Below are 21,859 nucleotides of genomic sequence, written 5' to 3'. Positions count from 1 at the left end.
ACGTGCGGGAGCCCGCGGCAGGGGCCGCCCGGCCGGCACACGCCCCGGCCCCACCCCCGGGCGCGGTCGACGTGCTGGTCGCCGGCGGCGGACCGGCGGGGCGTGCCCTCGCCGCCGCCTGCGCGCGGCTCGGTCTCCGCACCGCCCTGGCCGACCCCGCCCCGGACCGCCCGTGGCGCGCGACCTACGCGGCGTGGGCGGGCGAGCTGCCGCCGGACCTGCCGGCGGAGGTGGTCGCCACCCGGGCGAGGGGCCGTGCCGTGGCGGTCACCGAGCACCGGCTCGGCTGGGAGTACACGGTGCTCGACACCGCGGCCCTGCGCGCGCACCTCGACGCCGGGCTGACCGGCGTGATCGTCCACCGGGCGAAGGTGGTGGGCAGCGAGCCGGGGTACGCGCGGCTGGCCGACGGGCGCATCCCGGCGCGGCTGGTCGTCGACGCGACGGGGCACCGCCGCGACCGCCGGCCCGCCGCGGAGCAGACGGCCTACGGGCTGGTCGTCGACGACGCCGTCGCCGCCCCGCTGGTGGCGCCCGGCGAGGCGCTGTTCATGGACTGGCGACAGGACCACGGCCGGCCCGGCGGTGCCTGGCCGACCTTCCTCTACGCCGTCCCGCTCGGCGGCGGCCGCGTGCTGGTCGAGGAGACCTCACTGGCCCGCCGACCCGGCCTGCCCCTGCCCGAGCTGCGCGAGCGGCTGCACGCCCGCCTCGCGCACCGCGGGGTGCACCCGCCCGCCGACGCCGAGGAAGAGCGCGTCCGGTTCCCCGTCGAGGGGCCGATCGGCGCGACCCTGGCCCCCGGGCCCGCGTTCGGCGCCGCGGGCGCGCTGGTCCACCCCGCCACCGGCTTCTCGGTGGCCACTGCACTGCGGCTGGCCCCGCTGCTCGCGGAGGCTCTCGCGGGGTCCGCGCCCCACCGTGCGGCGCGATCGGTCGTGTGGCCGGCGCAGGCGCGCGCGGTGCACGTGCTGCGGCACCGCGGCCTGGAGGCGCTCCTGCGGATGCCGCCGGACCGGGTACCGGCGTTCTTCGAGGTGTTCCTGGGCCTGCCCGCGCACCATCGCTGGGCCTACCTCACCGGCCGCGCCGACCTGCCCGGCACCGCGGCGGCGATGCGGGCGCTCTGGGCGCGGGCGGACTGGCCGTTGCGCGCCCGGCTCGTGGGTCCCGCGCTGCTGCCCCGGGCCCGGCCCACCACCACCGGGTGACGCTCGCGAGTCGGTGCAGGTCAGGGAACTACCCGCCGGTAATCTGCCGTGGTCATCGTGTGACCGATCCCCCGGAGGGCACATGTCCGCCTACACCACCGTCGTCGTCGGCACGGACGGATCCCCGACCTCGTACGTCGCCGTCGAGCGCGCGGCGGCCGTCGCGCGCGACTCCGACGCCGAGCTCGTGCTCGTCTCGGCCTACACGCCGGCCTCCCGCGAGGAGACCCTCGAGGCCGAGGACGCGCTCGGCGCGGAGGCCTACCAGGTGCGCGGCTGGACGCCCGCCGAGGAGGTCCTGCGCACCGCCGAGGACAAGGCCGCCGCGGTCGGCGCCACCAAGATCAGCAAGGTGGCCGAGGACGGCGCCCCCGCCGACGTGCTGCGCAAGGCGGTCCAGGAGCGCAACGCCGACCTGCTCGTGGTGGGCAACAAGGGCCTCAACACCCTCAGCGGGCGCATCCTCGGCTCGGTCCCGTCCGACGTCGCCCGCCGGTCCGGCGTCGACGTCCTGATCGTGCACACCACCTGAGCGGCCCGTGAGCGAGGGCTGGGTCCGGGACCTCGAGGCGTTCCTCGCGGCCGCGGACCGCGGCGAGCGGCGGCGGCTCGACGAGTCCACCGCGCTCGTCACGGCGCTCGAGGAGATCGTCCTGGGCGGCCCGCGGCGGCACACCCGCGCCGAGGTCGTCGAGCTGGCCGGCATCTCCGACGAGGAGGGGAAGCGGCTCTGGCGGGCCCTCGGCTTCCCCGAGGTGCCGGACGAGGCGGTGTTCTTCACCGACCGGGACGTCCAGGCGGCGTCGATGCTGGGCCGCGACCCCGCGGCGGCGGCCATCCCCGCCGACGTCCGCGAGGCGATGCTGCGGGCCGTCGCGCAGTCGGTCTCGCGGCTGGCCGAGTGGCAGATCGGGATGCTGGCCCGGATGCTGGCCGACCGCGCCGGGGAGGTCTCCGCCGAGCAGGCCGTCGAGTTCACCGCCGGGCTGTTGCCGAAGCTCGAGCTGTTGCAGGTCTACATCTGGCGGCGGCACCTCGCCGCCACCATGTCCCGGTTCGTGGTCGGCGGGATCCAGGACGGCCCCGCCGCCGACACCGCCGCCGAGACCCGCACCCTCAGCGTCGGGTTCGCGGACATGGTCGGCTTCACCCGCACCACGCGGCGGCGCTCCCCCGCCGAGCTGTCCGAGATGATCGAGCACTTCGAGGCCAGCACCACGGACGTGATCACCGAGTGCGGCGGGCGGCTGGTCAAGACCGTCGGCGACGAGGTGCTGTTCGTGACCGACGAGCCCGCCGAGGCCGCCTGGCTGGCCCTGCGGCTGCGCGAGCGGGTGCGCCGCGAGCCCTCGCTGCCCCAGCTGCGGATCGGGCTCGCCGCCGGGGACGTGCTGCTGCGCTTCGGCGACGTCTACGGCGAGCCGGTCAACATCGCCGCCCGGCTCACCACCCACGCCCGCCCGGACACGGTGCTGGTCGACCGCGAGGTCGCGCACGGGATCGAGGGCGACGACCGGTTCAGCGTGCGCCGGCTCAAGCCCCTGCAGGTCCGGGGCTACCGGCACCTGCAGCCCTACCTGCTCCGCGAGCGCGGCGACGGCGGCTGAGAACGCAGTGGGGAACCATGATGCGCAATTGACGGCCGCCTGAGCGCAGTATGGAACCATGATGCGCAATTGACGGCTGTCTCAACGCATTATGGTTCCATACTGCGGTCGGTCAGACGCGGAAGCCGAGGGCGCGCAGCTGCTCGCGGCCGTCCTCGGTGATCTTCTCCGGGCCCCACGGCGGCATCCAGACCCAGTTGATCGTGATGTCCTCGACCAGGCCGCCGGTGCTGCCGCCGGTGAGGGCGGAGCGGGCCTGCTCCTCGATCACGTCCGTCAGCGGGCAGGCCGCCGACGTCAGGGTCATGTCGATGATCGCCTTGTTGTCCTCGACCTTCAGGCCGTAGACCAGGCCCAGGTCGACGACGTTGATCCCGAGCTCGGGGTCGACGACGTCCCGCATGGCCTCCTCGATGTCGTCGAGCGAGGGGCCCTCGCCGGCGGCCTGCGCGGCCGGCGGCTCCGGCATGCCGGCCGCCCCCCGGACGACCTCCGGCTCGGTCGTCCCGGCGGTGTTGTCGCTCATGCCTCCTCCTTCACCCGCGCGACCGCGTCCTTGAACGCCATCCAGCCCAGCAGAGCACACTTCACCCGCGCCGGGTACTTGGAGACACCGGCGAACGCGATCCCGTCGCCGATGACCTCCTCGTCGCCCGCGATCTTGCCGCGGCTCTGCGCCATCTCCTGGAAGGACTCGAGGATCCGGAACGCCTCCTCGACGCTCTTGCCGACGACGAGGTCGGTCAGCACCGACGTCGACGCCTGGCTGATCGAGCAGCCGAGGGACTCGTAGGACACGTCCTGCACGGTGCGGTTCGCGCCGTCCCCGTCGAGCTTGACCCGCAGGGTCACCTCGTCCCCGCAGGTCGGGTTGACGTGGTGGGTCTCCGCGTCGAACGGGTCCCGCAGGCCGACCCCGTGGGGCTGGCGGTAGTGGTCCAGGATGATCTCCTGGTACATCTGTTCGAGCTGCATCACGCGACCCCGAAGAACTCCCGGGCGGCCCGCACGCCGTCGGCGAGCTGGGCCACCTCCTCCACCGTGGTGTACACGTGGAAGGACGCTCGGACGGTCGCCGCGATTCCGAAGCGCCGGTGCAGCGGCCAGGCGCAGTGGTGCCCGACCCGCACGGCGATGCCCCGGTCGTCGAGCACCTGCCCGACGTCGTGCGCGTGCACCCCGTCGACCACGAACGACACCGCGCCGCCCCGCTGCTCGAGCGAGTCCGGCCCGATGATCCGCACGCCCTCGACCTCGCGCAGCGTGTCCAGCGCGACCCCGGTCAGCTCCCGCTCGTGCGCGAAGACCGCGTCCATGCCGATCGCGGACAGGTAGTCCACGGCGGCGCCCAGGCCCACGGCCTGCGACGTCATCGGCACGCCGGCCTCGAACCGCTGCGGCGGCGGCGCGTAGGTCGAGCCCTCCATCCGCACCATCTCGATCATCGAGCCGCCGGTGATGAAGGGCGGCATCGCGTCGAGCAGCTCGGTGCGGCCGTGGAGCACGCCGACCCCGGACGGGCCGAGCATCTTGTGCCCGGAGAAGGCCGCGAAGTCGACGCCGAGCTCCGTCAGGTTGACCGGCATGTGCGGCACGGACTGGCACGCGTCGAGCACCGTGAGCGCGCCGACGGCCTGCGCCCGCCGCACCAGCTCCTCGACCGGGGCGATGGAGCCCAGGACGTTCGACTGGTGGGCGAAGGCGACGACCTTGGTGCGCTCGGTGAGCTCCAGCGAGTCGAGGTCGATCCGGCCGTCCTCGGTGACCGAGTACCAGCGCAGGGTCGCGCCGGTGCGCCGGCACAGCTCCTGCCAGGGCACCAGGTTGGCGTGGTGCTCCAGCTCGGTGACGACGATCTCGTCCCCGGGCCCGACCGCGAACCGCTCCGACTCCGGGCCGAGGCCCGTGCGGATCGACGAGTTGCTCATCGCGTACGCGACGAGGTTGATCGCCTCGGTGGCGTTCTTGGTGAACACCAGCTCCTCGGGCTCGGCGCCCGTGAAGACGGCGATCTTCGACCGCGCGGCCTCGTAGTCGTCCGTGGCCTCCTCGGCGAGCTGGTGCGCGCCGCGGTGCACGGCCGCGTTGTGCGTCTCGAGGAAGAGCCGCTCGGCGTCGAGCACCTGGCGCGGGCGCTGCGAGGTGGCGCCCGAGTCCAGGTAGACCAGCGGGCGCCCCTCGCGGACGGTGCGCGACAGGATCGGGAAGTCGTCGCGGATCGTGGCGACGTCCAGACCCGCCGTGGGGGTCTGGAGGGTGGTCACGACGCGACCTTCACGAACCGCTCGTAGCCGTTCTTCTCCAGGTCGTCCGCCAGCTCCGGGCCACCGGACTCGACGACGCGGCCGCCGGCGAAGACGTGCACGAAGTCCGGCGTGATGTGCTGCAGGATCCGCGTGTAGTGCGTGATCAGCAGGACGCCGTTCTCCGGCGAGCGGAAGCGGTTGACGCCCTCGGAGACGACCCGCAGCGCGTCGACGTCGAGGCCGGAGTCGGTCTCGTCGAGGATCGCGATCTTCGGGTTGAGCAGCGCGAGCTGCAGCACCTCGTGGCGCTTCTTCTCGCCGCCGGAGAAGCCCTCGTTGACCGAGCGCTCGGCGAACTCCTCCTTGATGTCGAGGTCGGCCATCGCGCCCTTGACCTCCTTGACCCACGTGCGCAGCTTCGGCGCCTCGCCGCGGATCGCGGTGGCCGCGGACCGCAGGAAGTTCGCCATCGACACGCCGGGCACCTCGACCGGGTACTGCATCGCGAGGAACAGGCCGGCGCGGGCCCGCTCGTCGACGGTCATGTCCAGCACGGACTCGCCGTCGAGCAGCACCTCACCGGAGGTGATCTCGTACTTCGGGTGGCCCGCGATCGCGTAGGCGAGCGTGGACTTGCCGGAGCCGTTCGGCCCCATGATCGCGTGGGTCTCCCCGGCCTTCACGGTCAGGTCGACCCCGCGCAGGATCGGCTTCGGACCGTCGTCGGTGTTGACCGACGCGTGCAGGTCCTTGATCTCCAGGGTGGACATCGCTGTTCGGAACTCCTGTGGTGGGAAGGGCTAGACGCCGGTGACGGCGAGCTCGGCCTCGATGGCCGCGTCGAGCCGCTCACGCAGCGCCGGGAGGGCGCCTGCGCCGTGGGTCGGGATGCGCTGCAGGATCTCGCCGAAGAACGCGCGGACCACCAGGCGCCGGGCCTGGTCGTCGGGGATGCCGCGGCTCTGCAGGTAGAACAGCTGCTCGTCGTCGAACCGGCCGGTCGCGCTGGCGTGACCCGCCGACACGATCTCACCGGTCTCGATCTCCAGGTTCGGCACCGAGTCCGCCCGGGCGTGCTCGGTGAGCACCAGGTTGCGGTTGAACTCGAAGGTCTCGGTGTTCTCCGCGGCCGCCCGGATCAGCACGTCGCCGATCCACACGGTGTGTGCGTCCGGCGTGCCCGCGGTGCCCTGCAGGGCGTTCTTGTAGAGCACGTTCGACTTGCAGTGCGGCACCGCGTGATCGACCAGCAGGCGCTGCTCGAGGTGCTGCCCGGCGTCGGCGTACCCCAGCCCGACCAGCTCGACGTCGCCGCCCGGGGCGCGGTAGGTCACCGTCGGGCTGACGCGGACGAGGTCCCCGCCGAGCGAGACCGAGACGACCTTGAGGGTCGCGTCGCGCCCGATCGACAGGTGCTGCGCCGACACGTGCACCGCGTCGTCCGCCCACTCCTCGGTGACCACCAGGGTCAGCCGCGAGGAGTCCGCGAGCACGACCTCCAGGTTGTCCGCCAGCACGCCGGAGCCGCGGTGCTCGAGCACCACGGTGGCCTCGGCGAACGGCGTGGTGCGCAGCTGCACGTGACCCGCCGCCGTCGACCCGGCGCCGGGACCCTCCACGGTGATCGTGAGGGGCTCCGGGGTGCCGTCGAGCGTGACGACGGTGGCCTCGGCGAACGCGGACCAGGCCTGGGCGGCCACGCGGTCGGCGGGGATGCCGCCCTCGCCGAGCCGGGCGTCGTCGCGGCCGACCGTCTCCACGCTCACGCCCTCGGCGGCGGGCACCGTGACCGGCGCCCGGCCGTCGAGCGGCGCGCTGCCGTCGTGCAGGCCCTTGAGCCGCTTGAGCGGGGTGAACCGCCAGTTCTCCTCGCGCCCGCCGGGGACCTCGAAGGCCTCGACGTCGCGAGAGGTGAAGCGCTCGCCGGCGGAGAGGACGGGCTTCTCGCCCTGCCCCTCCTTCGCACCGGCCAGCTCGGGTGCCAGCCCCGCAACTTCAGGGGTCGTCATCCGACGGAACCCTCCATCTGCAGCTCGATCAGGCGGTTCAGCTCGAGGGCGTACTCCATGGGGAGCTCGCGCGCGATGGGCTCGACGAACCCGCGCACGACCATCGCCATGGCCTCGTCCTCGGTGAGACCGCGGCTCATCAGGTAGAAGAGCTGGTCGTCCGACACCTTGGAGACGGTGGCCTCGTGGCCCATCTGCACGTCGTCCGTGCGGATGTCGACGTACGGGTAGGTGTCGGAGCGGCTGATCGTGTCGACCAGCAGCGCGTCGCACTTCACCGTGCTCTTCGAGTTCTTCGCCCGCGGGTTGACCCGGATCAGGCCGCGGTACGACGTGCGCCCGCCGCCGCGCGCCACCGACTTCGAGATGATCGTCGACGACGTGTTCGGCGCCAGGTGCGTCATCTTCGCGCCCGCGTCCTGGTGCTGGCCCTCGCCGGCGAACGCGATGGACAGGACCTCGCCCTTGGCGTACTCGCCCATCAGCATCACGGCCGGGTACTTCATGGTCACCTTGGAGCCGAGGTTGCCGTCGACCCACTCCATGGTGGCGCCCTCTTCGGCCTTGGCCCGCTTGGTGACCAGGTTGTACACGTTGTTCGACCAGTTCTGGATGGTCGTGTACCGGACCCGGGCGTTCTTCTTGACGACGATCTCGACGACCGCGGAGTGCAGCGAGTCCGACTTGTAGATCGGCGCGGTGCAGCCCTCGACGTAGTGCACGTACGAGCCCTCGTCCGCGATGATCAGCGTCCGCTCGAACTGACCCATGTTCTCCGTGTTGATCCGGAAGTAGGCCTGCAGCGGGATGTCCACGTGCACGCCCGGCGGCACGTAGATGAACGAGCCGCCCGACCACACGGCCGAGTTCAGCGCGGAGAACTTGTTGTCGCCGCTCGGGATGACCGAGCCGAAGTACTCCCGGAACAGCTCCGGGTGCTCGCGCAGCCCCGTGTCGGTGTCCAGGAAGATGACGCCCTGCTGCTCCAGGTCCTCGCGGATCTGGTGGTAGACGACCTCGGACTCGTACTGCGCGGCGACACCGGCGACCAGGCGGGCCTTCTCGGCCTCCGGGATGCCCAGCTTGTCGTAGGTGTTCTTGATGTCCTCGGGCAGGTCCTCCCAGCTGGAGGCCTGCTTCTCCGTGGACCGCACGAAGTACTTGATGTTGTCGAAGTCGATGCCCGACAGGTCGGAACCCCAGCGCGGCATCGGCTTGCGCTCGAAGAGGTCCAGCGCCTTGAGCCGGAAGTCGAGCATCCACTGCGGCTCGTTCTTCAGCTGGGAGATGTCGGCCACCACGTCGGCGGACAAACCGCGACGGGCGGACGCGCCGGCGACGTCCGAGTCGGCCCAACCGAAGTCGTACCGGCCGAGCGTCGCGAGCGTCTCCTCCTGCGTGAGCCCTGGCTTCACCTCAGGAGTGGTCGTCATGAAGTCTGCCTCCCTCTCGGGGACGTGGTGGTCGCTTGCTGCCCCGCCGGTCCCGGGCGCTGCCCGAGCCGGAGGCGTTCGGGAGCCTCCGGCAACACGGTGGGGACGTGGGTGGTGCACGCGGAGTCCCCGCGCGCGATGGTGGCCAAGCGTTGCACGTGCGTGCCCAGGACCTCCGCGAAGGCCGCGGTCTCGGCCTCGCACAACTCCGGGAACTCCGCCGCGACGTGGGCCACCGGGCAGTGGTGCTGGCACAGCTGCACGCCGTGCCCGGCCTCACGGGCCGCCGCGGCGTAACCCCGCGAGGTGAGCACCTTCGCGAGCGCCTCGGCCCGCTCCTCCGGCGTGCCGGCCGCGTGGATCTCGTCCTCGGCGCCGCCGAGGAGCTCGTGCACGCGGGAGCGGGCGAAGTCGCCGACGGCCTGCTCCCCCGCGTGGGCCGCGAGGAACCGCAGCGCCGAGGTGGCCAGGTCGTCGTAGCCGTGCCCGAAGCGGACCCGGCCCGCGTCGGTGAGCAGGAAGTGCTTGGCCGGACGGCCGCGCGAGCGCCGGGTGCGCCGCGGCGCGTCCCGGGTCTCCGCCTCGCCGTCGGCGATCAGGGCATCCAGGTGCCGGCGCACGGCGGCGGCCGAGAGCTCCAGCTCCGCGGCGACCTCCGCGGCCGTGACCGGACCCTGCTCCAGCAGGAGCCGGGCCACGGCGAGCCGCGTGCGGCCCTCGGGGTGGGCGGGGACGGATGCCGCGTGCCCGGCCGGTGCGGGCACGGCGACGGCGGACGCCTGCGGCGCCCGGGTCGTGATGCTCGGTCCGGCTGTTTTCACAACACCAGTGTTGCGTATATGTCCCGGCACGGCAAAGGCGGCCCCCCGCGCAGGTGAGCGGACTCACGATCAGGACGCGTCCGGCACCGTTCGTCGCCCCGTGGCGGGCCGTCCACGGCCCCGGAGCTCGGCTCCGGGCGGTCGTCGCGGGCCGGTCGATACGCTCCGGGCATGGCCGCCCCCGCGCTGGACCCCACCGGGTCACCCCCGGTGGACCGGCCCGTCGTGGCCGATCCGGCCCGGCTCGCGCGGCGGCTCGGGCTCACCGGGGCCCTGCTCATGGCCGTCGGCGCGCTGGGCGCGGGGGCGCTGCCCGTGCCCAACCCGCTCAACGGGCTGCGGCTGATCGGCCTTCCCTCCCGCAACGCCACGCTCGCGATCGCCCTCACCTACGCCGGGATGGGCATGCTCGTGCTCGCCTGGCTGTGGATCGGGCGGATGCTCTCGGCGCGCGGCGCGGTGCCGCCCGCGCCGGACCGGCTCTCCCTCGGCCGGGCGGGGATCCTGTGGGCGCTGCCGCTGGCCGTCGCGCCGCCGATGTTCTCCAAGGACGTCTACAGCTACCTCGCGCAGTCGGCGATCGTGGCCCGCGGGTTCGACCCGTACGTCCTCGGGCCGGCGCAGGCCCTCGGCGTCGACGACCCGCTGACCCGCACGATCCCCACGATCTGGCGGGACACGCCGGCGCCGTACGGGCCGCTGTTCCTCGTCGTCGGGCGCGGGATCACAGCCCTGACCGGCAACGACGTCGTGTTCGGCGTCCTGGCCCACCGCGCGCTGGCGCTGGGCGGCGTGGCCCTGATCCTGTGGGCGCTGCCCAAGCTGGCGCGCCGCTGCGGCGTGGAGCCCGGGCTCGCGCTGTGGCTCGGCGCGGCCAACCCGCTGGTGCTGTTCCACCTGGTCAGCGGCATCCACAACGAGGCCCTGATGCTCGGCCTGCTGCTCGCCGGCCTGCACCTCGCGCTGGGCGAGCGGGACGTGCCGGTCCCCTGGCTCCGCTGGGTCGCGGGCGCGGTGCTCATCACGCTGGGCGCCTCGGTCAAGCTGCCCGCGCTGCTCGCCCTCGGGTTCCTCGGGATGGACCTGGCCCGGCGATGGGGCGGGCGGGTCCGGGACGTCGTGGCCGCGGCCGCGGCCCTCGTCGGGGTGGCCGTGGCGGTCTACGCCGTGATCGGCGTCGGCACCGGGCTGGGCTTCGGCTGGATCACGACGCAGGGCACCGCCAACACCATCCGCAGCTGGATGTCCCTGTCCACGGACCTCGGTCAGCTCTCCGGGCAGATCGGCATCCTCGCGGGGCTCGGCGACCACACCGACACCACGCTGACCATCACCCGCGGTCTCGGCGGGCTCGCGGCGGCTGCGGCGTGCGCCTGGCTGCTGTGGCTGTGCCTCAAGGGCCTGGTCGACCCGGTGACGGGCGTGGGCGTCGGGCTGGGGGCCGTGGTGCTGCTGGGGCCCGTGGTGCACCCCTGGTACCTGCTCTGGGCCGCGATCCCGCTCGCCGCGACCCGAGGAATGCCGCGCTACCGGCGCTTCGCCCTGGCCGCGTCGGCGGTGATCGCGCTGATGGTCCCGCCCACCGGCGCGGACTTCAACTTCCGGGCCTACCAGCTGCCGTTCGGGATCGTGGCGGGCGCCGCGATCCTGCTCGTCGGGTTGCTGCTGGTCCGGCGCGCCCTGCGCCGCGAGGCGGCCCGCGATCCGGGTGCCGCGCCCGCCGCCCGGACCCCTGCCTAGACTCGTCGGCTGTGCAGATCCCCCCGTCGGCCCGGTCGGGCGAGGCCGCTCCGGACCCTGCCGCGCCCTCGGCGGAGTCCGCGGCGGACACCGCCGTGTCCGTGCGCGGCCTGGTCAAGCGGTTCGGCGCGACCACGGCCGTCGCGGGGTTGGACCTCACGCTGCGCCGCGGCTCGGTGCTCGCGCTGCTCGGCCCCAACGGCGCCGGCAAGACGACCACGATCGAGGTCTGCACGGGTTTCCTGCGCGCCGACGTCGGTGAGGTCCGCGTCCTCGGGCTCGACCCGGCCGGCGCGCCCGACGCGCTGCGCGCCCGGATCGGGATCATGCCGCAGGGCGGCGGCGCCTACCCCGGCGTCAAGGCCGGCGAGATGCTGCGCGTGGTGGCGGCCTGCGCCGCGAACCCGCTCGACCCCGCCTGGCTGATCGACGTCCTGGGCCTCTCCGGCGCCACCCGCACCCCGTACAAGCGGCTCTCCGGCGGCCAGCAGCAGCGGCTCGCGCTGGCGTGCGCGGTCGTCGGGCGGCCCGAGCTCGTGGTGCTCGACGAGCCCACCGCGGGCATGGACCCGCAGGCCCGCCGGGTGGTGTGGGAGCTCGTCTCCGCGCTGCGCCGGGACGGGGTCGCGGTCCTGCTGACCACGCACCTCATGGAGGAGGCCGAGGCGCTGGCCGACGAGGTCGTGATCGTCGACCACGGCCGCGTCGTCGCCGCCGGCAGCCCGGCGGAGCTCACCTCGGGCGGGGACGAGCAGGAGCTGCGCTTCCGCGCCCGCACCGGCATGGACGTCGAGGCCCTCACCGCCGCGCTGCCCGCGGGGTACCGCGCGGCCGAGACCGTGGCGGGCCGGTACGTCGTCCGCGGGCGCATCGATCCGCACGTCCTCTCCGCGATCACCGGCTGGTGCGCGGGCCAGGGCGCCCTCGCCGACGACGTCCAGGTCGCCCGGCGCAGCCTCGAGGACGTCTTCCTGGACCTGACCGGACGGGAGCTGCGGTCGTGAGCGAGCTGTTCGCACGCGGGACCTTCACGCCCGCGCCCGGGCGGGGCCGGCTCGGCCGGATGCTGCTGGCCCAGGCGGGTACCGAGACCCGGCTGGCGCTGCGCAACGGCGAGCAGGTGCTGCTCACCCTCCTGATCCCGGTCGTGCTGCTCGTCGGGCTGTCGGTGCTGCGGGTCGTCCCGCTGCCCGAGCCGCGCGTGGACTCCGTGGTGCCGTCCGTCCTGGCGCTCGCGGTGATGTCCACGGCGTTCACCAGCCAGGCCATCGCGCTGGGCTTCGACCGCCGCTACGGCGTGATCCGGCGGCTCGCCGCCACCGCGCTGCCCCGGTGGCTGCTGGTGGCCGGGCGGCTCGCGGCGGTGCTGGCCGTCGTCGTGGTGCAGCTGGTGATCCTCGGGGTGGTCGCGGCCCTGCTCGGGTGGCGGCCCGATGCCGCCGGCCTGGGCTGGGCCCTGCTGATGGTGCTGCTGGGCTGCGCCGCCTTCGGTGCGCTCGGCATCCTGCTCGGCGGCACGCTCCGCGCCGAGATCGTGCTGGCCGTCGCCAACCTCGTGTGGTTCGTGCTGCTGCTCGGCGGCGGCATCGTGATCCCGCTCGACCAGCTGCCCGCCGGGATCGCCGGGGTGGCCGCGGCGCTGCCGTCGGGCGCGTTGGCCGAGGGGCTCCGCGCGCCGCTGGTGGCGGGGACGGCACCCGGGATCGGCCCGGTCGTGGTGCTGGTCGCGTGGGCCGTCGTGGCCGGCGGGGTGGCGGTGAAGGCCGTCCGTCTGCGCTGAGGCGCATCTTCTACCATCTGTAGTCGTGAACCTCCTGCGGCGCGTGCCGGCGACGTCCCCGCTGTGGATGCGGCGGCTGGCGATCCTGTCGCTGATCGGCCAGGCCGGGATCATGGTCACCGGCGCCGTCGTCCGGGTGACCGGCTCCGGCCTCGGCTGCCCGACGTGGCCGAACTGCTTCCCCGGCTCGCTCGTCCCGGAGCCGCACCCCGAGATCGCGCCGCTCACGCAGTGGGTCGAGTTCGGCAACCGCCTGCTGTCGGTGTTCCTCGTGATCGTGGCCGGGCTGACCTTCCTCGCCGCGCTCACCACGCGCCCGCGTCGCCGCCGGCTCACCTGGCTGGCGCTCGCGATGCCCCTCGGGGTGGTCGCGCAGGCCGTGATCGGCGGTTTCACCGTGCTCGCCGGGCTGGTGTGGTGGAGCGTCATGCCGCACTTCCTGGCCTCGACGATCCTGGTGTGGCTGGCCGTCGAGCTCGTCGACGAGGCCACCGGCGGCGGGCCGGTCACGCGCACGGTCCCGCGGCCGGTGCGGATGCTCACCGTGGTCAGCAGCGTGGTGCTCGGTGCCCTCCTGGTCGCCGGCACGCTCGTCACCGCCGCGGGCCCGCACGCCGGCGACGCCGCCACCCCGCGCCTGGACGTCGGCGTGCCCGCGCTGGCCCAGCTGCACGCCGACCTGCTCTTCGCCTACCTCGGGCTCCTCGTCGGCCTCGGCTTCGCGCTCTGGGCGGCGGGTGCCGACGCCCGGCTGAAGCGCCGCTACGGCGTGCTGGTGGTCGTGGTGCTGGCGCAGGGCGCGCTGGGCGGGGTGCAGTACGCGCTCGGGGTGCCGGAGGTGCTGGTCGCCCTGCACGTCCTCGGCGCCGCCCTCACCACCGCCGCCGCCGCGGGGGTCTGGGCGGCAACGAGCCACCGCGCCCCCGCCGCCCCGGTTGCCGAGTCCCCGACCTCGGAACCCACCCTCGCCGCCAGCCGCTGAGGGGCGGCGCGCGGGGATCCGGCCACGCCCCTGGCGGGGGAGCTCACCCGTCCCGGCGACTCGCCCTGACCGTGAGCCCCAACGCCACCAGCGCCAGCACCGCGATGATGGCGGAGAACACCACTCCCGCCGGCACCAGCCCGAAGGCCTGTGCGGCCGCGCCGACCCCGATCACGGGCAGCGAGATGGCGACGTAGAGGACCAGGAAGAAGGTCGCGACCACCGCGCCGCGGACCGCCTGCGGAGCGCGTGCGCCGACCGCGCCCAGCCCGGCCCGGAAGCTCATCCCCTGCCCCAGCCCGGCGATCGCGGCGCCGGTGCAGAACAGGGCGAGCGAGGCCGTCGCGATGCCCGTCCCGATCAGCGCCACGCCGACGGCCAGCCCGGCACAACCGGCCGGCAACGCCACCCGCTCGGGCACCGACGCCGACAGCACCTGCCCCAGCGCCGACGCCCCGAGCATCAGGAACACCACCAGCCCGACGACGACGTGGCTGCTCCGCCCCATCACCTGCACCAGCACGGACGGCGACACGGCCGTGAACAGGCCCAGCACGGCGAAGCCCGCGAACCCGCCGATCGCGGCGCGGACGAACACCCCGCGCACCTCCTCCGGCACCCCGCCGACCCGCAGCGGCTCGATGCGGAAGGGCCGGCGCTGCTCCACGGGCTCGGGCACGAACCACAGCGCCACCGTCGCGGCGATCACGAGCGCCGCGTGCACGAGGTAGGACAGGTCCAGCGGCAGCGGTGCGTACTGGGCGAGGATCCCGGCCAGCACCGGCCCGAGCCCCAGCCCCAGCATGTTGACGGCCGCGGCGACCAGCCCCGCGCGGGCCTTCCGGTCCTCGCGGGCGAGATCGATGATCGTGGCCGTGGCGGTGCCGGTGAAGATGCCGGCCGAGATCCCGGACAGGAAGCGCCCCACGAACAGCGCCGGCTCCACCGGGATCAGGAACACCAGCGAGCTGACCACCGCGGCCGCCAGCCCGGCGAGCAGCACGGGCCGCCGGCCGATCCGGTCGGAGAGGTTCCCGAGCACCACCAGCGCGGCGCCGACGCCCACGGCGTAGGTGGCGAAGACGACGGTGACGACGAGGCCGCCGAACCCGTACCGCTGTTCGTAGAGCGGATAGAGCGGCGTCGGGAGGGTGGTCCCGATCATCGTGACGACGAACGTCACGGCGACGACCGCCGTTCCCGCGCCCCTGCTCATCACCCGCCGTCCGGTCGCCCGCGCTGCGGTCGATGACGTCACCCCGGTCCCCTTCCGTCGTGCCGCGGCCATTCTGCCGTCGCGTCCGACCGCCCCAACGCCGCGTGCCGCCGGAACCGTCCCCTCCCGACGGACGTCACGGTGTAGGTATGGCACGTGTCCGATCCCGTGTCCCCGCCCCCGACCCCGTTCGCCGACCTGCAGTCGTTCGTCGCGCTCCCCCGCCTCGCCGGGCTCGCCCTCTCCCCCGACGGGTCCCGGCTGGTCACGACCGTCGCCGGCCTGGACCGCGACCGGACGGCGTGGCGGCCCGCGCTGTGGGAGGTCGACCCGGCCGGCGAGGCCCCGGCCCATCGGCTCACGCGCGGCCCCAAGGGCGAGTCGTCGCCCGTCTTCACCCCCGAGGGCGATCTCCTCTTCGTCTCCGCCCGCCCCGATCCGGACACGAGCGCCGACGCCCCGGAGACCGCCGCGCTCTGGTCGTTGCCCGCCGGCGGCGGCGAGGCGCACGTCGTCCGGGCCCGGCCGGGCGGGATCTCCGCCCCGCTCGTGGCCCGCGAGGCCGGCACGCTGCTCGTGACCTCGGCGACCCTGCCCGGAGCCGTGACCGGCGACGACGACGCCGCCCGACGCAGGGCCCGCACCGAGAAGAAGGTCTCGGCGATCCTGCACGACGGCTACCCGGTCCGGTTCTGGGACCACGACCTGGGCCCCGACGAGGCCCGGCTGCTGGCCGCGCACCCCGGCGAGCCGTGGACCGACCTCACCCCCGCCCCGGGACGCGCGCTCGTCGACACCAGCGCCGACATCGCGCCGGACGGCCGCACCGCGGTGACCGGCTGGGCCGTGTCGGACGGCCACGGCGTCTCCCGCGCCGTCGTGGTGGCGTTCGACACCACCACCGGGGAGCGCCGCACGGTGCTCGACGACGCGGACCACGACTACGGCACGCCGCGCGTCAGCCCGGACGGGACCACCGTGGCCGCGGTGCGGACGCGCCGCTCCGCTCCCGAGCGGGCGCCGCGGATGACGCTCGTCCTCGTCCCGCTCGCCGGGGGCGAGTCCCGCGAGCTCGCCGCCGACTGGGACCGCTGGCCGGGCGACCTGGCCTGGGCACCCGACTCGTCCGCGCTGGTCGTGACGGCCGACGAGCACGGCCGCGGCCCGCTGTTCCGGGTCGAGGTCGGTTCGGGCGCCGTCACGCGGCTGACGGGTGACCACGGGGCCTACACCGACCCGGTCGTCTCGCCCGACGGCGCGTACGTCTTCGCGCTCCGCTCGGCCGTCGACAGCCCGCCGGCCCCGGTCCGGCTCGACGCGCACACCCCGGACCAGCAGCCCACGCCGTTGCCCGGACCCGCGGAGGCACCGGCCCTGCCGGGCACGCTCACCGAGGTCACGGCCACGGCCGAGGACGGCTCACCGCTGCGCGCCTGGCTCGTGCTGCCGGACACCACCGAGCCCGCCCCGCTGCTGCTCTGGGTGCACGGCGGCCCGCTGAACAGCTGGAACGCCTGGCAGTGGCGCTGGAACCCGTGGCTGATGGCGTCCCGGGGCTACGCCGTGCTGCTCCCGGACCCCGCCCTGTCCACCGGCTACGGCCAGGAGTTCGTCCAACGCGGCTGGGGCGCGTGGGGCGGCCCGCCCTTCACCGACCTGATGGCGGTCACCGACGCGGCCGAGGCCCTCCCCGAGATCGACGCCTCGCGCACCGCGGCCATGGGCGGCTCCTTCGGCGGCTACATGGCCAACTGGATCGCCGGGCACACCGGCCGCTTCCGCGCGATCGTCACGCACGCCAGCCTCTGGGCGCTCGACCAGTTCGGCCCGACCACGGACTTCGCCGACTACTGGCTCACCGAGATGACGCCGGAGATGGCGGCGGCGAACAGCCCGCACCACCACCTCGACGCGATCACCACGCCGATGCTGGTGATCCACGGGGACAAGGACTACCGGGTCCCGATCGGCGAGGGCCTGCGGCTGTGGTGGGACCTGCAGTCGCGCGTGCCGGACCCGGCCGCCAACCCGCACCGGTTCCTGTACTTCCCGGACGAGAACCACTGGGTGCTCACGCCGCAGCACGCCGTGCTCTGGTACGAGACCGTGTACGCCTTCCTCGCCCACCACGTCCTCGGCGAGCCCTGGCAGACCCCGGATCTCCTGCGCTGACGCGCCTGTGCGCGGTAAGTGGTGCTGGAGCACCACTTACCGCGCACAGGCGGCGGAGCCGCAGGTCAGAGAACGGTCGGGAGCCCGATCGCGGCGTCGACGGCGATGGTGAGGAAGAGGCCGCAGAGGTAGAGGTTGGAGAGGTGGAACAGCCGCATCGGCGCCACCTCCCTGCCCGCCTTGACCCCGGCGTGCAGCCGGTGCGCGGAGACCACGAAGTACGCCCCGCCGGCCAGCGCGAACGCGGCGTAGATCCACGAGGTGACCGGCAGCAGCAGGAAGGTCCAGAGCGCCATCACCCAGGAGTAGGCGACGATCCGCACCGACACCTGCCGCGGCGTGGCCACGACCGGGAGCATCGGCACCTCGGCGGCGGCGTAGTCGTCCTTGTACTTCATGGCCAGCGCCCAGAAGTGCGGCGGCGTCCAGAAGAAGATGACGCCGAACATCACCAGGGCTGGCCAGCCCACCGTGCCGGTGACGGCCGACCAGCCGATGACCACCGGCATGCAGCCCGCGGCGCCGCCCCACACGATGTTCTGCGAGGTCCGCCGCTTGAGCACCAGCGTGTAGACGAGCACGTAGAACGCGATCGCGGCGACCGAGAGCAGCGCGGACAGCAGGTTGGTGGTGGCCCAGAGCCACACCGCCGACAGCGCCCCGAGCACCAGGCCGAAGATCAGCGCGTTGCGTCGGGGCACCTCGCCGCGAGCGGTGGGCCGCCGCGCCGTGCGCTTCATCTTGGCGTCGATGTCGGCGTCGGCCACGCAGTTGAGGGCGTGCGCGCTCGCGGCGGCCATGGCGCCGCCGACCAGCGTGGCCAGGATCAGCCACACCGACGGGATGGCGCGCTCGGCGAGGATCATCGCCGGCACCGTGACCACGAGCAGCTGCTCGATGATGCGCGTCTTGGTGAGGCCGAGATAGGCGCGCACCGTGTCCCGGAACCGTGCGAGCCGGCCGCGGGCGGGTGCCGGCGCCGCCTGCCCCGCGGTTCCCCTCCGGTCGGGCCTCTCGGCCGCTCCCCGGTGTGAGACGGGTGCGCTCACCAGTTGCTACCTCGCATGCCGACGGACTGTGGTGGATGCCGCGTCCACCGGCCCGTATCGAACCCTCAGCCCACGGACCGACTTCTACAACGCGTCGATGCTAACCGGTGGAATGCGCGCCGGGGCCCCCGGGTAGTCCGGTCGGTGAGAGCTGGACGGCCGATCGACTCCGGCAGGGGCGGCGGCCGCCCCACGAGGGCTATTGTCCGGGGCGAGCCGGACGCGCCGATCGGGCCACGTCGCGGATGCCGTGGCGGAGCGGGGGCATGGGACGACACCCCGCCGGGTAGATCGGCGTTCCCCACCCACGAGGACAGGAGCTTCAGGCGTGTCTGTGACGGAGCCCGACATCGCTGCGCTGACCACGGCGCACGTTCCGGACGACTGGACCGAGCTGGACAAGCGGGCCGTCGACACGATCCGCGTGCTCGCGGCCGACGCCGTGCAGAAGTGCGGGAGCGGTCACCCCGGTACCGCCATGAGCCTCGCGCCGCTGGCGTACCTGCTCTACCAGCGCGTCATGCGGCACGACCCGAGCGACCCGGGCTGGGTCGGGCGGGACCGGTTCGTGCTCTCCGCCGGCCACTCCAGCCTCACCCTCTACATCCAGCTCTTCCTCGCCGGCTACGGCATGGAGATGGAGGACCTGGAGGCGCTGCGGACCTGGGGCTCCAAGACCCCCGGCCACCCGGAGCTGGAGGCCACCCCCAACGGCGTCGAGATGACGACGGGGCCGCTCGGCCAGGGCCTGTCCTCCGCCGTCGGCATGGCCATCGCCTCGCGCCGCGAGCGCGGCCTGTTCGACCCGGACGCCCCCGAGGGCTCCTCGCCGTTCGACCACTTCATCTACGTCATCGCCTCCGACGGGGACATCGAGGAGGGCGTGACCAGCGAGGCGTCGTCCCTCGCGGGCCGCCAGGAGCTGGGCAACCTCGTCGTCTTCTACGACGACAACAAGATCTCCATCGAGGACGACACCACCATCGCGCTGTCCGAGGACACCGCGAAGCGCTACGAGGCCTACGGCTGGCACGTCCAGGTCGTCGAGGGCGGCGAGAACGTCTCGGGGATCCTCGAGGCGATCGAGAACGCGAAGGCCGAGACCACGCGGCCGTCGTTCATCCTGCTCCGGACGATCATCGGCTTCCCGGCGCCGACCAAGATGAACACCGGCAAGGCGCACGGCGCCGCGCTCGGTGCGGACGAGGTCGCCGAGGTCAAGCGCATCCTGGGCTTCGACCCGGACGAGAGCTTCCAGATCGCCCCCGAGGTGCTCGAGCACACCCGCTCGGTCGGCGAGCGCCAGGGCGGCGCCATCGACCACTGGCGCAACGCCTTCGACGACTGGGCCATGCGCGAGCCGGAGCGCAAGCAGTTGTTCGACCGGCTGCTGGCCAACGCCCTTCCGGACGGCTGGGCCGACGCCCTGCCCACCTGGGAGCCGGACGCGAAGGGCCTCGCCACGCGCAAGGCGTCGGGCGAGGTGCTGAAGGCGCTGGCCCCGGTGCTGCCGGAGCTGTGGGGCGGCTCGGCCGACCTGGCCGAGAGCAACAACACCACGATGGAGGGCGCCGACTCGTTCGGCCCCAAGAGCGCCGCCACCACGATGTGGAACGCGAACCCCTACGGCCGCACGCTGCACTTCGGCGTCCGCGAGCACGCGATGGGCGCGATCCTCAACGGCATCGCCCTGCACGGCCCGACCCGCCCCTACGGCGGCACGTTCCTGCAGTTCAGCGACTACATGCGGCCGGCGGTGCGGATCGGGTCGCTGATGAAGACCGCGGCCATCTTCGTGTGGACGCACGACTCCATCGGCCTCGGCGAGGACGGCCCCACCCACCAGCCGATCGAGCACCTCGCCGCGCTGCGCGCCATCCCGAACCTGTCGGTGCTGCGCCCGGCCGACGCGAACGAGACCGCCGCCGGCTGGCGGGCGACCGTCGAGTGGCAGGACGGCCCCGTCGGCATGGCGCTGACCCGGCAGAACGTGCCCACGCTCGAGGGCACCTCGTACGAGGGCGTCAAGAAGGGCGGCTACGTGCTGGCCGACGCCTCGAACGGCGACCCGCAGGTCGTGATCATCGCCACCGGTTCCGAGGTCCAGCTGGCGGTCGCCGCCCGGAAGACCCTCGAGGCGGACGGCGTTCCCACCCGCGTGGTGTCCATGCCCTGCGTGGAGTGGTTCGACGCGCAGGACGCCGCGTACCGCGACTCGGTGCTCCCGCCGTCGGTGAAGGCCCGCGTCGCGGTCGAGGCCGGCATCGCGATGCCGTGGTACCGGTTCGTCGGCGACGCCGGGCGGATCGTGAGCATCGAGCACTACGGCGCCAGCGCCGACGCGGCCACGCTGTTCGAGAAGTTCGGCTTCACGCCGGAGGCCGTCGTCGACGCCGCCCGCGCGAGCCTCGGCAAGTCCTGAACCCGCCACCTGAAGAAGGAGTACCGGCAATGAGCACCAACGCACGGCTCGCCGCGCTGTCCGAGGCGGGCGTCTCCATCTGGCTCGACGACCTGTCCCGCGAGCGGATCACCTCCGGCAACCTGGTCGAGCTGATCACCGAGCTCTCCGTCGTCGGCGTCACCACCAACCCGACCATCTTCGCCGCCGCGCTGAAGAACGGCGAGGCCTACAACGCGCAGGTCGACGAGCTGGCGAACCGCGGCGCGGACGTCGCGGCCGCGATCCGCGAGATCACCGTGGCCGACGTGCAGCAGGCCTGCGACGTCTTCAGCGGCACCTGGGAGGCCACCCAGGGGATCGACGGGCGCGTGTCGCTCGAGGTCGACCCGACCCTGGCCCGCGACACCGAGGCCACCGTCGCCCAGGCGCTGGACCTGTGGAAGGCCGTCGACCGGCCGAACCTGCTGGTCAAGATCCCGGCCACCGAGCCCGGCCTGCCGGCCATCACCCGCGCGCTGTCCGAGGGCGTGAGCGTGAACGTCACGCTGATCTTCTCGGTCGAGCGTTACGAGGCGGTCATGGAGGCGTTCCTCACCGGCCTCGAGCAGGCCGCCGAGAACGGCCAGGAGCTCTCCCGGATCGCGTCGGTCGCCTCGTTCTTCGTGTCCCGGGTGGACACCGAGATCGACGCGCGGCTGGACGAGATCGGCACGGACGAGGCGAAGGCGCTCAAGGGCAAGGCGGGCGTCGCCAACTCGCGGCTGGCCTTCGCCGCCTACGAGCAGGTCTTCGGCTCCGAGCGTTGGGCCGCGCTGGAGGCCAAGGGCGCCCGGCGGCAGCGGCCGTTGTGGGCCTCGACCGGTGTGAAGAACCCCGAGTACCCGGACACGCTGTACATCACCGAGCTCGTGGTCCCGAACGTCGTCAACACCATGCCGGAGAAGACCCTGCAGGCCTTCGCCGACCACGGCGAGGTGGAGGGTGACAAGGTCACCGGCACCGCCGCCGAGGCGCAGCAGGTCTTCGACGACCTCGAGCGCGTCGGCGTCGACCTCACGGACGTCTTCCTCACCCTCGAGAACGAGGGCGTGGACAAGTTCGAGAAGTCGTGGTCCGAGCTGCAGGAGTCGGTGAAGCAGCAGCTCGACGCCGCGAAGTAGGCCCGAGGCCGCGCCGCACGACCCCAGGA

General features: G+C 73.6%; 19 protein-coding genes. 10 read left to right on the top strand and 9 right to left on the bottom strand.

Annotation, left to right across the window (positions count from 1 at the left end; all coding sequences use genetic code 11):
* The first annotated feature begins 2 nt into the window (after window positions 1-2).
* The 3 genes from AB0B41_RS19835 (at window position 3) to AB0B41_RS19825 (ending at window position 2,818) form a co-directional block, all read left to right on the top strand.
* Window positions 3-1,211 carry a lycopene cyclase family protein gene (locus AB0B41_RS19835; protein WP_358205215.1) on the top strand — a complete coding sequence of 403 codons (1,209 nt, stop codon included), beginning with the start codon at window positions 3-5 and terminating at the stop codon, window positions 1,209-1,211.
* An 82-nt stretch (window positions 1,212-1,293) separates the two neighbouring features.
* Entirely contained in the window at window positions 1,294-1,743 is a 450-nt protein-coding gene (locus tag AB0B41_RS19830) for a universal stress protein (RefSeq protein ID WP_358205213.1), read from the top strand.
* Between the two features lie 7 nt (window positions 1,744-1,750).
* The gene (locus AB0B41_RS19825; protein WP_358205210.1) at window positions 1,751-2,818 is read left to right on the top strand and encodes an adenylate/guanylate cyclase domain-containing protein; all 1,068 of its coding nucleotides are present in this window, start codon (window positions 1,751-1,753) and stop codon (window positions 2,816-2,818) included.
* Window positions 2,819-2,930: 112 nt separating this feature from the next.
* Here AB0B41_RS19825 and AB0B41_RS19820 read toward each other — a convergent pair whose 3' ends face one another.
* From AB0B41_RS19820 to AB0B41_RS19790, 7 genes are read right to left on the bottom strand one after another with little or no spacing between them, the layout of a single operon-like run.
* Window positions 2,931-3,344, bottom strand: coding sequence for a metal-sulfur cluster assembly factor (locus AB0B41_RS19820; protein ID WP_358205208.1), 414 nt, complete (start codon window positions 3,342-3,344; stop codon window positions 2,931-2,933).
* Window positions 3,341-3,793 carry a Fe-S cluster assembly sulfur transfer protein SufU gene (gene sufU, locus AB0B41_RS19815; protein WP_358205205.1) on the bottom strand — a complete coding sequence of 151 codons (453 nt, stop codon included), beginning with the start codon at window positions 3,791-3,793 and terminating at the stop codon, window positions 3,341-3,343. The genes AB0B41_RS19820 and sufU overlap by 4 nt, the downstream gene beginning before the upstream one ends.
* Complete coding sequence (locus AB0B41_RS19810) at window positions 3,793-5,082, bottom strand: cysteine desulfurase (RefSeq protein ID WP_358205202.1); 1,290 nt, start codon at window positions 5,080-5,082, stop codon at window positions 3,793-3,795. The genes sufU and AB0B41_RS19810 overlap by 1 nt, the downstream gene beginning before the upstream one ends.
* Window positions 5,079-5,834 (bottom strand): Fe-S cluster assembly ATPase SufC, encoded by a 756-nt coding sequence (sufC, locus tag AB0B41_RS19805; RefSeq protein ID WP_358205200.1) that lies wholly within the window; start codon window positions 5,832-5,834, stop codon window positions 5,079-5,081. Before sufC ends, AB0B41_RS19810 begins: the two co-directional genes overlap by 4 nt.
* Window positions 5,835-5,864: 30 nt before the next feature.
* Window positions 5,865-7,073: a SufD family Fe-S cluster assembly protein gene (locus AB0B41_RS19800; RefSeq protein ID WP_358205197.1), complete on the bottom strand. Its 1,209-nt coding sequence runs from the start codon at window positions 7,071-7,073 to the stop codon at window positions 5,865-5,867.
* Complete coding sequence (sufB, locus tag AB0B41_RS19795; RefSeq protein ID WP_358205195.1) at window positions 7,070-8,506, bottom strand: Fe-S cluster assembly protein SufB; 1,437 nt, start codon at window positions 8,504-8,506, stop codon at window positions 7,070-7,072. Before sufB ends, AB0B41_RS19800 begins: the two co-directional genes overlap by 4 nt.
* On the bottom strand, window positions 8,503-9,270 hold the full coding sequence (locus AB0B41_RS19790) for a helix-turn-helix domain-containing protein (RefSeq protein WP_358205259.1): 768 nt from the start codon (window positions 9,268-9,270) through the stop codon (window positions 8,503-8,505). Before AB0B41_RS19790 ends, sufB begins: the two co-directional genes overlap by 4 nt.
* Window positions 9,271-9,498: 228 nt before the next feature.
* Here AB0B41_RS19790 and mptB point away from each other — a divergent pair, with 228 nt between their 5' ends.
* From mptB to AB0B41_RS19770, 4 genes are all read left to right on the top strand, one after another.
* Window positions 9,499-11,067, top strand: coding sequence for a polyprenol phosphomannose-dependent alpha 1,6 mannosyltransferase MptB (mptB, locus tag AB0B41_RS19785; protein WP_358205193.1), 1,569 nt, complete (start codon window positions 9,499-9,501; stop codon window positions 11,065-11,067).
* 95 nt (window positions 11,068-11,162) lie between these two features.
* Window positions 11,163-12,071, top strand: a complete 909-nt coding sequence (locus AB0B41_RS19780) for an ABC transporter ATP-binding protein (protein ID WP_358205257.1) — start codon at window positions 11,163-11,165, stop codon at window positions 12,069-12,071.
* Entirely contained in the window at window positions 12,068-12,847 is a 780-nt protein-coding gene (locus AB0B41_RS19775; RefSeq protein WP_358205191.1) for an ABC transporter permease, read from the top strand. The genes AB0B41_RS19780 and AB0B41_RS19775 overlap by 4 nt, the downstream gene beginning before the upstream one ends.
* Window positions 12,848-12,872: 25 nt before the next feature.
* Complete coding sequence (locus AB0B41_RS19770) at window positions 12,873-13,829, top strand: COX15/CtaA family protein (protein ID WP_358205188.1); 957 nt, start codon at window positions 12,873-12,875, stop codon at window positions 13,827-13,829.
* A gap of 43 nt (window positions 13,830-13,872) precedes the next feature.
* On the opposite strand, the gene AB0B41_RS19765 is transcribed toward AB0B41_RS19770, so the two are convergent.
* The gene (locus AB0B41_RS19765) at window positions 13,873-15,045 is read right to left on the bottom strand and encodes an MFS transporter (RefSeq protein WP_358205186.1); all 1,173 of its coding nucleotides are present in this window, start codon (window positions 15,043-15,045) and stop codon (window positions 13,873-13,875) included.
* A 156-nt stretch (window positions 15,046-15,201) separates the two neighbouring features.
* Here AB0B41_RS19765 and AB0B41_RS19760 point away from each other — a divergent pair, with 156 nt between their 5' ends.
* A complete protein-coding gene (locus tag AB0B41_RS19760; protein ID WP_358205185.1) occupies window positions 15,202-17,217 on the top strand; it encodes a S9 family peptidase in 2,016 nt (671 codons plus the stop codon).
* Between the two features lie 65 nt (window positions 17,218-17,282).
* Here AB0B41_RS19760 and AB0B41_RS19755 read toward each other — a convergent pair whose 3' ends face one another.
* Window positions 17,283-18,266, bottom strand: a complete 984-nt coding sequence (locus tag AB0B41_RS19755; RefSeq protein WP_358205183.1) for a heme o synthase — start codon at window positions 18,264-18,266, stop codon at window positions 17,283-17,285.
* Between the two features lie 328 nt (window positions 18,267-18,594).
* Here AB0B41_RS19755 and tkt point away from each other — a divergent pair, with 328 nt between their 5' ends.
* On the top strand, window positions 18,595-20,688 hold the full coding sequence (tkt, locus tag AB0B41_RS19750; protein ID WP_358205181.1) for a transketolase: 2,094 nt from the start codon (window positions 18,595-18,597) through the stop codon (window positions 20,686-20,688).
* 29 nt (window positions 20,689-20,717) lie between these two features.
* Window positions 20,718-21,830 carry a transaldolase gene (tal, locus tag AB0B41_RS19745; protein ID WP_358205179.1) on the top strand — a complete coding sequence of 371 codons (1,113 nt, stop codon included), beginning with the start codon at window positions 20,718-20,720 and terminating at the stop codon, window positions 21,828-21,830.
* Window positions 21,831-21,859: the final 29 nt, after the last annotated feature.

The sequence above is a fragment of the Pseudonocardia sp. NPDC049154 genome (assembly GCF_040648315.1).
Lineage (GTDB): Bacteria > Actinomycetota > Actinomycetes > Mycobacteriales > Pseudonocardiaceae > Pseudonocardia.
This window is presented reverse-complemented; position numbering and strand designations above follow the sequence as displayed.